The organism is Flavobacterium luminosum (assembly GCF_023635005.1).
Taxonomy (GTDB): domain Bacteria; phylum Bacteroidota; class Bacteroidia; order Flavobacteriales; family Flavobacteriaceae; genus Flavobacterium; species Flavobacterium luminosum.
The window spans coordinates 120,275-134,753 of sequence record NZ_JAMLJM010000006.1 but is presented as its reverse complement, the minus strand read 5'-3'; the positions used below and the strand labels follow the sequence as shown (position 1 = coordinate 134,753).

Below are 14,479 nucleotides of genomic sequence, written 5' to 3'. Positions count from 1 at the left end.
TAATGCGGGATTTATTTTTATTAATCTTTGGTATTTTTACTTTGATTTTTTTTGGAATCAAGACTTGAAATTTAGTCCCATTTTGAAACAGAAGAAACAGCTAACTTTCCACCACCGGTAAAAAATAAAGCCAAAGCCCCAAAAAAGTATAATCCTTGTAATTCAACTGCCCATCCACCGGTTTGAGTTAAGGTAAATACATCAGCCGCATGTGCCATTAATACAGCCACAATCATTGTAAAAGCAAATGCAATAGCTGCTAATTTTGTTCTGAAACCAACAATCAGAAGCAAAGGAGCAATCACTTCACCAACATATACCGCATAGGCAAAAAACGAAGGTAGTCCAACACTTTGAAACATACCTCCAAGAAAATCTACACCATGTAGTAGTTTAGCAATTCCATGTAAAAGCATTAATAATCCAAAAGAAACTCTAATAATTAATAGTCCTAAATCATTGTTTTTCATTGTTATAAATATATTTGGGGTTAATTTTTAAAATGAATATTGTGCTTGAGAAAATATCTAGTTAAGTAGGTTTTTTAATTTTCCAAATAACCGAATTTACCATTATTATAATCCTCTATAGCTTGAATAATTTCATCATAGGTATTCATCACAAATGGACCGTGTGGAAAAATGGGTTCGTTAATTGGCTCTCCACTTAAAACTAAAACAATCGCATTTTCAGTGGCTTCAATATTGAATTCTTCTCCTTCATTTTCAAACAAAACAAAATGGTCTGTTGGTATACTTTCGGTACCATTTACTGTTACACTACCTTCAATGATCAATAAGGCTGTGTTGTAATTTTCTGGAAAAGAGAAATTTGCTGTGCCTCCTTTATTTAATTTTGCATTCAACATGTAAACAGGCGTGAAAGTCGAAGCCGGTCCTTGAACTCCTTTATAATTTCCAGCAATAACTTCAATAAAACCTGCATTTTCAGGAAGTTCATAACGTCCCATTTCATCATTTGTAATCGCTTGGTATTTTGGAGCACTCATTTTGTCTTTTGCCGGTAGGTTGACCCAAAGTTGAACCATCTGAAAAATACCTCCAGTTTTACTGAATTCTTCCTCATGGTATTCTTTGTGTAAAACGCCTGAAGCCGCCGTCATCCATTGTACATCACCTTCACCAATAATGCCGCCACCTCCCGCACTGTCATGATGTGCTACTTTTCCTTTGTAAGCAATAGTTACTGTTTCAAAACCTCTGTGAGGATGTACGCCTACACCTTTAGGAATAGCTGATGGTGGAAAATTATATTTAGAATTGTAATCCAGCATGATAAATGGACTCATTCTTTGCATGCTTAGTTGAGGAATACTAGGAATAAAATTATGAACACGAAAACCGTCACCGACAAAATGAGGCGCCTGAGGTTTTACAATTTTTTCTATGTTTTTTGTTCTCATCATTTCATTCATTAAAATTTAAGTAAAGTTAATTATTTACACTTTCTCAAATTCTTAATTTAGATTAAGAAATAAACAAAAAACTCCAGCTTAGCCGGAGTTTTTGAAAATATTATGTTTTAATTTTATCTCAAACTAGCACCCAATTCTGTTTCAAAAGTTTGAGTCAATTTGCTCATTACTTTATCAATTTGAGAATCTGTCAAGGTTTTGGTAGTATCCTGTAAAATAAAGCTAACAGCATAAGACTTTTTACCTTCTGGCAAGTTAGAACCTTGGTAAACATCAAACAAACTGATCTCTTTCAATAAATTCTTTTCTGCTTTTACAGCCAAATCATAAATTTGAGCAAATTCAACAGAATTGTCTAATAATAAAGCCAAATCACGACGCACTTCAGGATATTTCGCGATTTCTGTATATTTTATATTATTAGCAGAAATGTGCTTCATAATCGCATTCCAATTGAAATCTGCAAAGAAAACTTCTTGTTTGATATCGAATTGTTTTAAGACCGATTTCTTAATGGTTCCGAATTCCACCAAAGTAGAAGTTCCCAATAAGTAAACCATTCCTTCTGCAAAAACATCTGTTTTTAAAGGATTTGAAATCAAAGATTTTTTCAAACCTAAACGCTCTAAAATACCTAAAACATATCCTTTGAATAAGAAGAAATCAGAAGGTTTTTGTGAGTTTGTCCAACTTTCAGCATTACGATTTCCAGTAACGGTCAAGGTTAAATGCATGTTTTCTTGATAACCTGACAATAACTTGTGATATGATTTTCCGAATTCAAATAATTTTAAATCGGAATTACGACGATTAATATTAAATGAAACTGCTTCAAGTGCTGAAAATAATAAGGATTGTCTCATAACTGCCAAATCATTACTCAACGGATTTAGCATGGTCACATTATTATTATCGTTTATATTTTCGCTCAACGCGGTGTAAGCCGAAGTCGTCAAAGAGTTGGCCATCATTTCATTAAAACCATTAGCAACTAATAAATTAGCTACTATATTCTGAACTTTATAATCTTCAGCTCTTGATGAATGTGCTGTGGTAGCATTTAATTTTTGAGTAAACTGAATATTATTATATCCGTAAACTCTCAAAATTTCTTCAATAACATCTATTTCTCGTGTTACATCAACACGATAGGCCGGAACAATTAATCCCAAACCAACTTTGGAAATACTATTTACCTTAATATCTAGCGAAACTAAGATTTTTTTAATAACGTCATCAGGAATATCTTGACCAATAAGTTTGTTTACTTTTTCTAAATTCAAAAGCACTTGATGATCTTCGATTTTCTTTGGGTAAATATCAATAATATCCGAAGTCATTTCACCGCCAGCTACTTCTTTAATTAAAATAGCAGCACGTTTTAAAGCGTATTCTGTGATGTTTGGATCAATTCCTCTTTCGAAACGGAACGAAGCATCGGAATTAATACCATGTCTTTTGGCAGTTTTTCTAACCGATACCGGGTTAAAATAAGCACTTTCTAAGAAAATAGTAGTAGTAGATTCTGTTACACCAGAATTTTTACCGCCCATAACACCCGCAATACACAAAGGACCTTTCTCATCACAAATCATGATGTCTTCCTTGCTTAACGTACGTTCAACATCATCAAGAGTAGTAAATTTAGTTCCTTCTTCTACAGATTGAACAATAATTTTATTTCCGTGAATTTTAGAAGCATCAAAAGCGTGTAACGGTTGTCCTAATTCATGTAACACATAGTTGGTAACATCCACCACATTGTTTTTGGGAGTTAATCCAATAGCTTTTAATCGGTTTTGTAACCAAGCTGGAGATGGACCTACTTTTAGATCCGAAATGGTTACACCACAGTATCTTGGTACTACTTTATTATCATCTACTTTAACATCTATTTTTAATGTTCTTTTTTCAACTTTAAAATTAGATACAGAAGGAGTAATCAGTTCAATATGAGCACCGCTTTGCATCATACCAGCGCGTAAATCTCTAGCAACTCCCCAATGACTCATGGCGTCAGCGCGGTTTGGTGTCAATCCAATTTCGAAAACTTCGTCATTTTCAATGTTAAAAACTTCTGAAGCAGGAGTACCTGGTTTTAAATCGGCATCCAAAATCATAATCCCGGCATGACTATCCCCAAGACCAATTTCATCTTCAGCACAAATCATTCCGTGGCTTTCTTCACCTCGTATTTTGCCTTTTTTTATTTCAAATGAAGCACCTTCTTTATCATATAATTTGGTACCTATAGTAGCTACAGGGACTTTTTGTCCTGCAGCCACATTGCTGGCACCGCAGACAATTTGAACCGGAGGATTTCCGTCACCTAAATCTACTGTTGTTAATTTTAATTTATCTGCATTAGGATGTTGCACACAAGTCAATACGTGACCTACTACAATTCCTTCTAATCCGCCTTTTACTGATTGGTATTTTTCAATTCCTTCCACTTCTAAGCCTAAATCCGTCAACATTGCTCCGGTTTTCTCAGAATCCCAATCCGTCTTAATAAATTGTTTTAACCAGTTATATGAAATTTTCATTTTACGTGCGTATAATTTTTATAAGTTAGCAAAGATAAATATTGTAAGGTAGAGAATAAAATAAAGTTAATCCTTTTTTTGAATGAATTTAAACACTTTCTTTTCGATTCCTTTTAGTTAATTACAAAACTATTCTATATTTGTTTCACCAAAATTAAAACAAAAGAAAAAAGTTAATATGAAGTTATTAGAAGGTAAAGTAGCAATTATTACGGGTGCCAGTAGAGGTATTGGTAGAGGAATTGCAGAAGTTTTTGCTAAAAATGGAGCGAATGTAGCTTTTACATACAGTTCATCGGCTGAATCAGCATTGGCTTTAGAAAATGAATTAATTGCTTTAGGAGTTAAAGCCAAAGGATACAAATCTAACGCTGCCGATTTTAATGAAGCTCAAAAGTTAGTTGATGATGTGTTGGTAGAATTTGGAAACATCGATATTCTTATTAATAACGCTGGAGTTACTAAAGACAATTTGTTGATGCGTATGTCTGAAGAAGATTTTGATGCCGTAATTGACATCAACCTTAAATCTGTTTTCAACATGACCAAAGCCGTTCAAAAAACGATGCTTAAAAACAGAAAAGGATCTATCATTAATATGAGTTCTGTTGTAGGTGTTAAAGGAAATGCTGGGCAAGCCAACTATGCTGCTTCAAAAGCGGGTATGATTGGATTCACAAAATCTATAGCATTGGAATTAGGTTCTAGAAATATTCGTTGTAATGCGATTGCTCCTGGTTTCATTGAAACAGAAATGACAGCGAAATTGAACGAAGAAGTGGTACAAGGTTGGAGAGATACTATTCCTCTTAAACGTGGTGGTACTCCGGAAGATATTGCGAATGCTTGTGTTTTCCTTGCCTCAGATATGAGTGCATATGTTACAGGACAAGTGTTGAATGTAGACGGAGGAATGCTAACTTAATTCAAAAGAAGTTGAAAATGTAAAATCTAAATTAGTACTTTTACTTTTTAACTCATCCTCAAATAAAAATTAACGATAATGGCTAACAGCACTATACTTTTATTAATTTTTTCATTAATAATTTCTGCTGGTATTGCCTTTTATCAATATCTATACAAAGCCAAAAATTATTCGAAATTGAATATTTTTTTGGCTTTTATACGTTTTGCTATACTGTTTCTTTTACTGTTACTTTTAATTAATCCTGTTTTTACTCATAAAAAGTATGAGAATCAAAAAACGGCTTTACCTATTGTAATTGACAATTCGGCTTCTATTGCATTTTTAAATGAAGTTGAAAAAGTACGAGAATTAGAAAAACTTTTTTCAGAAAATGTAAATCTCAAAGAAAAATACGATCTTCAATTTTTTAGTTTTGATACCGATTTTTATTCTGAAAATCCACTAGATTTTAAAGGACGTGGTTCCAATATTGCTCAGGTTTTTGATCGTTTAAAACAATTGTATAGAAATCAGAATTATCCTGTTGTACTTCTGACCGATGGAAATCAGACCGATGGCAACGATTATGTTTTTAACACTCAACCGAATAGTAATGTTTTCCCCGTTGCTTTAGGAGATACCATTAAACATCTGGATCTTAAGATTAATCAACTGAATGCCAATAAATATGCTTTCTTAAAAAACAAATTCCCAGTTGAAACTTTTCTTTACTACAACGGAAATAAGACAATTGGAGCTACTTTTAGTATTCAAAGTGGCAATCAAATAGTGTTCAAACAAAATGTTACTTTTTCACCTAACAAAAAAACAGCAACAATCTCGGCTTTGTTAAATGCGGATAGAGTAGGGGTTCACACTTATAAGGCAGTTATTACGTCTAAAGAAAATGAAAAAAACCTATTCAACAATACCAAGAATTTCGCAGTTGAAGTTATAGATCAACGTTCAGAAATTGCCTTGATTTCTAGCATTGTACATCCCGATTTAGGAGCAATAAAACGCGCTATAGAAACTAATGCACAACGTAAAGTAACGATAGTCAAACCAAACGAAATCAAAAGATTACAAGATTATAATATTTTGATTTTATATCAGCCTAACTCACAATTTAAAACAGTTTTTGATCAAAATTCGAATTTAAACATTAACACCTTCATTATAACGGGATTACATACTGATTTCAACTTTTTAAATCAATATCAGAATCTGTTTGAATTTCGAATGGCTGGTCAAAAAGAAGACTATTCGGCAGATTTTAAATCCGATTTCAATGCTTTTGCTACAGAGAATATTGGTTTTGAACAATTTCCTCCTTTAGAAAATCCATTTGGAACCATAACTCTTAAAGGTAATGGTACGACATTGTTACAATCTAGAATACGAAATGTATCTACAGATAATCCGTTGCTGACATTTGTAGAAAATGGCACTGAACGTCAAGCCTATTTATTTGGTGAAAATATTTGGAAATGGCGTATGGAAAGCTATTTAAAAGAAAAATCTTTTGAAAAATTCGATATTTTCCTAGATAAAACCATACAGTATCTGGCTTCTAATGCAAAAAAGAAAAACTTAGTAATTACCTACGAAAACTTCTATAATTCAGGTGAGAACTTTGTTATTTCTGCGCAATATTTCAATAAAAACTATGAGTTTGATGAAAACGCACAACTCACGATACAGTTGAAAAACAAAAAAACGAATCAGATAAAAATATTCGATTTTGCTAAAGCAGAAAATGATTATCAGGTTGCTTTTGACAATTTAGAACCGGGACAATACGATTTTACAGTAAAAGAGAAAAAATCGAATACTCAAACAACCGGTTTTTTTCAGATTTTAGATTTTGATATTGAAAAGCAATTTGCAAATGCAGATATTGATCGCTTGAAACAACTTGCAAACAATACCCAAGGAAAATTGTACACTCCTTCTACGATTGATAATTTAATCAAATATCTAGAAAATACTGATCAATATAAAACACTTCAAAAAGAAATTATTACTCGTTCTCCCTTAATAGATTGGTTTTGGGGTTTGATTCTTCTGATAGTTTTATTAACTACCGAATGGTTTGTTAGAAAATACAACGGTTTATTATAGAAATTTATATTTCCATTCGAAAATTCTTCTTGGTGTAATGAAATATCGAGAAGTCTAACTTTTAGTTTTTTTAATAATAGTTTTTCTTTGTTTAGGCGAAATATTTTCTAAAGTAAGCACTAAACAGCAGAAAAACTATTATTTAAAATTTAGTTGTATTGAACAAAATTTATTTGGTAGGGAATAAACATCCTATTACTTTTGATATTGATGCTTTTTTATAATATTATAAGCAGTTTCGTAAAAAGAAATAGTCTGTTTGGTTAACGTTGGATTTTGTTTAGACATGATAATCTGCTCAAAATGAATTTTATGGTTTTTGTCAGTATTGCTATCTTCTGTTTCTTTTAAGTAAAATTGCTTGATTTCTTTCTTGGGTGAAATTACAGTTAGCGTATTATTTCTAATCATTCCCAAATCTTGATACGTTGCAATAAAAGCTCTTGGTTGATAATTTTTATCATATACATTTTGTCCAAAGAATTTACTAGTATAGGAAAAATTCAATCTTCCCAATAACGTTGGCATAATATCTATTTGGGACATTAATGTATTGTTAATGGCTGCTGATGTACCAGGTTCAAAAATCATCGCTGGGATTCGGTATTTATCAAGAGGTAATTCTGTTTTTCCAGCACTAGAAGCACAATGATCTGCAAGAATTACAAAAACCGTATTGTTATACCATGACTGTTTTTGAGCCATTTTAAAAAACTGATTTAAAGCATAATCGGTATATTTTACTCCTCCATCTCTTGATTTAGAATCGTTCGGGATGTCAATTTTACCTGCTGGATAAGTGAAAGGTCTGTGGTTGCTCACCGTCATCCAATGATTAAAGAAAGGTTTACCACTTTTAGCTTCTTCGTTCATTGTTTTTATGGCTTTTTTCGCCATGTCTTCATCACAAACTCCCCAAACATTTTCAAAAGTGATTTCTTCAGGAGAGAGCGATTTCTTGTCTACGATATCGTAACCGTTTCCACTAAAAAAATCTTCCATGTTATCAAAATAAGCATCACCTCCATATAAATACTTAACCGTGTATCCTTTTTGTTTAAAAATATTGCCACTAGAGAATTTGTTCTTGTTATCTTTATGTTTCACAATACTTTCTCCAGCTGAAGGTGGCAAGCATAAAGTAACAGCTTCTAGACCTCGAATCGTTCTATTTCCAACAGCATATAAATTTGTAAATACGGTGCTTTGGGTAGCTAAACTATCTAAAAAAGGAGTGATGTTTTTTTGATTTCCATATGCTTTCATAAAATCAGCACTCAAGCTTTCTACCGTAATCAATACCACATTTTTCTTGTTTTCAGGAAGATTTGAAACAATTTCTCGTTTAGTATTATTTTTCGATATACCCGGAATTTGCTTCTGCAATAAAGTATACGCTTCGTTTTCAGGAATCGTTTTGTAAAACTTGTTAAAATCCAATTCACTATTCATAAAAGCCAAGTAAAATCGATGAATTCCATTGGCTTGCAGTTCATTGGTGAAAATATTGGCAGATGTTTCTTGTTTTGCTAACAATGGAATAAAGAACAATGAAGCAAAAATTAAGATCAAATAATAAGTCAAACTCTTTAGTTTAGTCGAAACAGACGGAAGGTTTTCTAAAAAAAACTTAGATTCTTTAACAATATAATAAGTAAATAATAAAGTGATTAATCCCACAGCAGTAAACAAAGGAACTACCGGATAAGATTCCATTATATTTTTAATTACTTCATTGGTATAAACTAAATAATCTACAGCGATGAAATTATAACGTACGCCAAATTCATTCCAGAAGAAAAATTCGCTTAAAGCATTCTGAACGATAATTAAAATGAAAAGAAAAATCGCTGAAGAATACAACCAAAAACGGATTTTATTTCTGTATTTTGGAAGAAACAGCATTAATCCGAAAAATAATGTTTTAATCCCTAAAAAGATTATAGCAATTCTAGGTAAAGCACTACCGTATTCATTCAAAATAGTATTGAAAAATGAAATGTAAATTAGTAAGAGAGATAAAATTCCAAAGGTTAAATACCCCCAAGGTTTTTCATATTTGGAATCTGACAGAAAAATCAAATACAACCAGAAAAAAGTACTGATGATTATGAATATAAAAAAATCGGATAACAATCCAGCAGCAAAAATCTTAATAATTTCGGTTGGGCTAAAACTGGCTGTTGTGATTGGGTGAAAAATTAAAACCGTTCTTAAAACTATGCTAATCAGTAGGTATAATTTTAACAATTGATAAATCGGGGAGTTTTTCTTAAAAAAATGCATTAAACTTAATTTTTGAAGTGTAAATTTAATTATTTTTACATATATTGTCAGTGATTTTAATCACTTATTTTTAGCCACATAAAAAATTTAATATCCTTATTTGTATATGAATATAAATAAACTTAAACACCAATTGCAAACAGAAGTTGATACGGCTTTTTTGTACGATAATATAGCTAATATTCAGACAGATGAAAATCTAAAAAAAGTATTACTTAGTTTAGGACAAATCGAAAAGAATCATGCTAATGCCATGTTGTCTAAGTTACAAGAGATTGAACCTCAAACGGCAATGCCATTACCTTCAAGCAAAGCTAAATTGCAACTTAAATTGGGAAAAGTTTTTGGCTATAATTCAATAATCAGCAATCTTTCAAATATTGAAAAACAATTTGCTGTTAATACGATTAAAAATAAAATCGAAAAAGGAGAAAAACTAACCGGTTACGAGCACAATCACTTAAAAATTATTGAAGAAGTAAATAAAAATAGTTCCCTAAATGTCTCGGGAGGTTTTTTATCAAAATTTGAAAGTCGCCATAAATCTGTTGGTGGTAATGCATTGAGAGCGGCCGTTTTGGGCGCTAATGACGGACTAGTTTCTAACATGAGTTTAGTGATGGGAGTAGCTGGTGCAGCAGTGTCTAACAGTACCATTTTACTAACAGGTTCAGCGGGTTTGCTGGCTGGAGCAATATCTATGGCCTTAGGGGAATGGTTATCGGTACAATCTTCTAAAGAATTATTTGATAATCAAATTGCCATGGAAACAGAGGAGTTAGAAGCTTCTCCAGAAGAAGAAAAAAAGGAATTATCGCTTTTATATCAGGCCAAGGGAATGAGCGAAGAAGAAGCTACAAGACTTGCTGAAAAAGCGTTTACTTCGCAAGAGTCTGCCATTGAAACTTTAATTACTGAAGAATTAGGAATTAACAAAGAAGAATTAGAAGGATCTGCATGGGAAGCCGCTATTACTTCTTTTGTATTGTTTGCTATTGGAGCAATCATTCCTCTGTATCCGTTTATATTTCTTGAAGGGAAAAATGCAATATTTTTAAGCATCGGAAGTTCGGTAATAGGATTATTTACAATTGGCTCAGCAATAACGCTTTTCACTGGAAGAAGTATCTTGTTTTCAGGTATGAGACAAGTGTTCTTTGGTTTGGCTGCCGCAGCAGTTACTTATGGTATCGGTGCATTAATTGGTGTTTCGGTGGCAGGATAAATTTTAATAATACTAAATTATAAAAACTATGAATGAAGCTCACTTACACCTATTGGTTAATCACTTTCCTATTATTGGAAGTATTTTTGGATTGGGAATTTTACTAGCAGGAATCTTTTTAAAAAACAACAGTGTTAAAAACACTGCTTATATCGTATTTATTGTAGCCTCTGTCTTTACTATTGCAAGTATGGCAACCGGTGAAGGTGCTGAAGAAATTGCAGAATCATTACCTAACGTTGGTCACGATATTATTCACGAACATGAAGAAATTGCAGAAAAATTTGCAATTGTAATGTATCTTTTAGGAATAACTTCTCTTTTAGGTTTATTCTTGAACATTAAAGAGCATGCTAAAGCGAAATTTATGGCTTTTGCGGTATTAATTATAGCTATTGTTTCAGTAACTTTAAGTAAATCTGTTGGAACTACTGGAGGAGAAATTCGTCATACAGAGATCAGAGAAGGTGCTCAAAATCAAACAACTACAGAAAATCATAGCGAAGAAGGCTCTGAAGAAAATCATTAAACAAATCACAATTTTTTAATTTTATTTGTTTTTATAAAATAAAACCTCATAAATTTGCAAAACAAAATCAGAGCAATGTTTTTAAATCAATTACATCATCATCATTTATTCCACGCTCAAGCGAGGTAGTGATGATATTGTGTAAAATCATATAAACTATTAACCCGTTTGAGTATATCAAACGGGTTTTTTGTTACTACATAATTCCTTTGATATACTCATAAAATCTAAAATAAAAAATGAGTATTTTAAAAATTGCCATTCAAAAATCAGGTCGACTAAACGAAGACAGTATTCAAATTCTAAAAGACTGTGGTATTTCTATCAATAACGGTAACGATCAGTTAAAAGCTACTGCAAGTAATTTCCCATTAGAGGTTTATTTTCTAAGAAATTCTGACATCCCGCAATATCTTATCGATGGTGTGGTTGACATTGCCATAGTGGGAGATAATTTACTTGTTGAAAAAGGTCAAACAATTCAAGTTGCAGAAAAATTAGGTTTTTCAAAATGTAGGGTTTCAGTAGCGGTACCTAAAACTTTTTCTTATACTTCTCTGAATGATTTAGAAGGAAAACGCATTGCTACATCATATCCCAAAACCGTAACCGATTATTTTAACTCCAAAGGAATTTCTATTGATATTCACCAAATATCTGGATCTGTAGAAATTGCTCCAAACATAGGCCTTTCTGATGCGATTGTCGATATCGTTTCGAGCGGAAGTACCTTGTTTAAAAACAACTTAAAAGAAGTAGAGATAATACTAAAAAGTGAAGCTGTTTTGGCGGTGTCGCCATTAATTTCAACAGAAGCAACTTCTCTATTGAATAAATTATTATTCAGAATCCAATCCGTTTTAAGAGCTCGAAAGTCAAAATATATTTTAATGAATGTGCCTAATGATAAAATTTCAGAGGTTAGTAAAATTCTCCCCGTTTTAAAAAGTCCAACAGTTATGCCTTTGGCAGAGGAAGGCTGGAGTAGTGTTCATTCGGTAATCGATGAAGAGAAGTTTTGGGATGTCATCGATCAATTAAAAGCAAGTGGCGCGGAAGGAATTTTAATATGTCCAATTGAAAAAATCGTTTTATAAATCAACTACCTCATGAAAAAAATACTTTATCCAGGAAAAGAGCAATGGGATTCCTTGACAGAAAGACCCACTTTATCCTATTCAGATATTGAAGAAACCGTAAAACTAATTTTTAAAGAAGTACAACAAAAAGGGAATAGTGCAGTAAAAAAATATACTTCTTTTTTTGATGGAATTCAATTGGAGGAGCTAGAAGTAAGTGCTACTGAAATTGAAAAAGCGGTTAATCAGTTACCTGAAGAATTAAAACAAGCCATCACAATAGCAAAAGAAAATATTACTCAATTTCATGCAATGCAAAAGAAATCAAAGCAAGAAATTGAAACAATGGAAGGCGTTAATTGTTGGATTGAAAATAAGCCGATTCAAAAAGTAGGTTTATATATTCCGGGCGGTTCAGCACCATTATTCTCAACGGTTTTAATGCTTGCTGTTCCAGCTAAAATTGCAGGATGTCAAGAGATTGTTTTATGTACACCGCCAGATAAGGAAGGAAATATTAATCCTGCTATTTTATATGCTGCCAATTTATGTGGCGTTACTAAAATATATAAAGTAGGAGGGATACAAGCGATTGCCGCAATGACTTTTGGTACGGAGACCATTGATAAAGTTTATAAAATTTTTGGACCTGGTAACCAATTTGTGACCGTAGCAAAACAAGTCGCTACTCAATATAATGTAGCTATAGATATGCCCGCTGGTCCGAGTGAATTATTGGTTTTTGCAGATAATACTGCTAATGCAGAATTTGTAGCTTCCGATTTATTAAGTCAAGCCGAACACGGTCCAGATAGTCAGGTAATTTTAGTAACTACATCAGAAAAAATACAAAGCTCTATACAGAAAGAAGTAAAAAAACAATTGGAAGCATTACCAAGAAAAACGATTGCAGCTCAGGCAATTGAAAATTCTAAACTAATCGTAGTTAAAGACATTAATGAAGCCATAGAGTTTATTAATCTTTATGCACCAGAACATTTCATTGTTTGCAGTCAAGACGAAGAATTTTTCATAGATTCTATATACAACGCAGGTTCTGTTTTTATTGGTAATTATACTCCTGAAAGTGCTGGTGATTATGCTTCTGGTACCAATCATACTTTACCAACCAATGGTTATGCTAAAAATTATAATGGGGTAAACTTACAAAGTTTTATGAAATCCATCACGTTTCAAAAAATCTCACCAAAAGGCATTCAAAACATAGGAAAAACGATAGAAATTATGGCCAATGCAGAAGGTCTAGATGCTCACAAAAATGCAGTTACATTACGTTTAAAATCACTTGGCAATGAAAATTAATGAATTAGTACGTAAAAATATAGCTCAAATGCAACCTTATTCATCCGCACGCGATGAGTTCAAAGATTTTGAAGAATCTATGATTTTTTTGGATGCTAATGAAAATCCCTTTGAAAATGGTGTCAATCGTTATCCGGATCCACAACAAAAATCGGTTAAAAAGGTACTTTCGAAAATTAAGAAAATTTCAGAAGATCAAATTTTATTAGGAAATGGAAGCGATGAAATTCTAGATTTATTGTTTAGAGCTTTTTGTGAACCCAATCAAGACAATGTTATTACACTTCCGCCAACTTACGGTATGTATAGTGTTTTGGCTAATTTGAATGCTGTAGAAAACAGAGAAGTAATATTAACTCCTGATTTTGAGCCAAATGTTATAGACATTTTGAATAAGGTAGATGAGAATACCAAGATTATCTTTTTGTGTTCGCCCAATAATCCCACAGGAAATTCTTTTTCAGATGAGAGTATAGTTACTTTATTGAAAAATTTCAAAGGTTTAGTGCTTTTGGATGAAGCCTATATTGATTTTTCAGAAAAAGAAAGTTGGTTGGCCGAAATTTCAGACTATCCTAATTTAGTTATTTCGCAAACTTTTTCTAAAGCATTCGGGATGGCGGGTTTACGACTTGGAATTTTATATGCTTCGCCAGCTATAATTTCAATTTTAAATAAAATTAAACCGCCTTATAATATCAATGTACTGACACAAAAAACAGCATTAGAACAATTAGAAAAGAAAACTACCATTGATGATAAAATTAATTTATTAAAAGAAGAGAAAGCTAAGTTACTTAAACAATTACTTGAGGTAGATTTTGTTGAAAAAGTATATCCTACGGATGCTAATTTTGTTTTAATAAAAGTAGATGATGCCAACAAACGCTATCTTCAATTATTAGAAAAGGGAATAGTAGTTAGAAATCGTACGTCACAAGTTTTATGTACTAATTGCTTGCGTATCACAATAGGAACTCCCGAAGAAAACACTCAATTAATTACCATTTTAAAGTCGCTGTAAA

Annotated in this window: 11 protein-coding genes; 7 read left to right on the top strand and 4 right to left on the bottom strand. The window is 32.3% G+C overall.

Features of this window, described 5'->3' with window-relative positions; translation table 11 throughout:
- Window positions 1–71: 71 nt before the first annotated feature.
- The 3 genes from NAT50_RS09195 to pheT form a co-directional block, all read right to left on the bottom strand.
- Window positions 72–470, bottom strand: a complete 399-nt coding sequence (locus NAT50_RS09195) for a DoxX family protein (RefSeq protein WP_250592978.1) — start codon at window positions 468–470, stop codon at window positions 72–74.
- A 74-nt stretch (window positions 471–544) separates the two neighbouring features.
- Entirely contained in the window at window positions 545–1,423 is an 879-nt protein-coding gene (locus tag NAT50_RS09190) for a pirin family protein (protein ID WP_250592993.1), read from the bottom strand.
- Between the two features lie 125 nt (window positions 1,424–1,548).
- Complete coding sequence (gene pheT, locus NAT50_RS09185; protein WP_250592977.1) at window positions 1,549–3,981, bottom strand: phenylalanine--tRNA ligase subunit beta; 2,433 nt, start codon at window positions 3,979–3,981, stop codon at window positions 1,549–1,551.
- A 178-nt stretch (window positions 3,982–4,159) separates the two neighbouring features.
- On the opposite strand from pheT, the gene fabG reads away from it, so the two are divergent.
- The gene (fabG, locus tag NAT50_RS09180; protein WP_250592976.1) at window positions 4,160–4,906 is read left to right on the top strand and encodes a 3-oxoacyl-[acyl-carrier-protein] reductase; all 747 of its coding nucleotides are present in this window, start codon (window positions 4,160–4,162) and stop codon (window positions 4,904–4,906) included.
- Window positions 4,907–4,984: 78 nt separating this feature from the next.
- Window positions 4,985–7,012, top strand: coding sequence for a hypothetical protein (locus NAT50_RS09175; RefSeq protein WP_250592975.1), 2,028 nt, complete (start codon window positions 4,985–4,987; stop codon window positions 7,010–7,012).
- Window positions 7,013–7,207: 195 nt separating this feature from the next.
- Here the strand turns inward: NAT50_RS09175 and NAT50_RS09170 are convergent, their stop codons facing one another.
- Window positions 7,208–9,298, bottom strand: a complete 2,091-nt coding sequence (locus NAT50_RS09170) for an LTA synthase family protein (RefSeq protein WP_250592974.1) — start codon at window positions 9,296–9,298, stop codon at window positions 7,208–7,210.
- Between the two features lie 106 nt (window positions 9,299–9,404).
- Here NAT50_RS09170 and NAT50_RS09165 point away from each other — a divergent pair, with 106 nt between their 5' ends.
- From NAT50_RS09165 to hisC, 5 genes are all read left to right on the top strand, one after another.
- Window positions 9,405–10,523, top strand: a complete 1,119-nt coding sequence (locus tag NAT50_RS09165; protein WP_250592973.1) for a VIT1/CCC1 transporter family protein — start codon at window positions 9,405–9,407, stop codon at window positions 10,521–10,523.
- Between the two features lie 28 nt (window positions 10,524–10,551).
- The gene (locus NAT50_RS09160) at window positions 10,552–11,052 is read left to right on the top strand and encodes a hypothetical protein (RefSeq protein WP_250592972.1); all 501 of its coding nucleotides are present in this window, start codon (window positions 10,552–10,554) and stop codon (window positions 11,050–11,052) included.
- 239 nt (window positions 11,053–11,291) lie between these two features.
- Window positions 11,292–12,149, top strand: coding sequence for an ATP phosphoribosyltransferase (gene hisG, locus NAT50_RS09155; RefSeq protein WP_250592971.1), 858 nt, complete (start codon window positions 11,292–11,294; stop codon window positions 12,147–12,149).
- Between the two features lie 12 nt (window positions 12,150–12,161).
- Window positions 12,162–13,454 carry a histidinol dehydrogenase gene (gene hisD / locus NAT50_RS09150; RefSeq protein WP_250592970.1) on the top strand — a complete coding sequence of 431 codons (1,293 nt, stop codon included), beginning with the start codon at window positions 12,162–12,164 and terminating at the stop codon, window positions 13,452–13,454.
- Window positions 13,444–14,478, top strand: a complete 1,035-nt coding sequence (hisC, locus tag NAT50_RS09145) for a histidinol-phosphate transaminase (RefSeq protein ID WP_250592969.1) — start codon at window positions 13,444–13,446, stop codon at window positions 14,476–14,478. Before hisD ends, hisC begins: the two co-directional genes overlap by 11 nt.
- The last annotated feature ends 1 nt before the right edge of the window (window position 14,479 follow it).

Coding starts and splice junctions, on each gene's coding strand:
- pheT (WP_250592977.1), bottom strand. CDS start 3,981: ATGAAAATTTCATATAACTGGTTAAAACAATTTATTAAGACGGATTGG.
- hisD (WP_250592970.1), top strand. CDS start 12,162: ATGAAAAAAATACTTTATCCAGGAAAAGAGCAATGGGATTCCTTGACA.
- NAT50_RS09165 (WP_250592973.1), top strand. CDS start 9,405: ATGAATATAAATAAACTTAAACACCAATTGCAAACAGAAGTTGATACG.
- fabG (WP_250592976.1), top strand. CDS start 4,160: ATGAAGTTATTAGAAGGTAAAGTAGCAATTATTACGGGTGCCAGTAGA.
- NAT50_RS09170 (WP_250592974.1), bottom strand. CDS start 9,298: ATGCATTTTTTTAAGAAAAACTCCCCGATTTATCAATTGTTAAAATTA.
- NAT50_RS09175 (WP_250592975.1), top strand. CDS start 4,985: ATGGCTAACAGCACTATACTTTTATTAATTTTTTCATTAATAATTTCT.
- hisG (WP_250592971.1), top strand. CDS start 11,292: ATGAGTATTTTAAAAATTGCCATTCAAAAATCAGGTCGACTAAACGAA.
- NAT50_RS09190 (WP_250592993.1), bottom strand. CDS start 1,423: ATGAGAACAAAAAACATAGAAAAAATTGTAAAACCTCAGGCGCCTCAT.
- hisC (WP_250592969.1), top strand. CDS start 13,444: ATGAAAATTAATGAATTAGTACGTAAAAATATAGCTCAAATGCAACCT.
- NAT50_RS09195 (WP_250592978.1), bottom strand. CDS start 470: ATGAAAAACAATGATTTAGGACTATTAATTATTAGAGTTTCTTTTGGA.
- NAT50_RS09160 (WP_250592972.1), top strand. CDS start 10,552: ATGAATGAAGCTCACTTACACCTATTGGTTAATCACTTTCCTATTATT.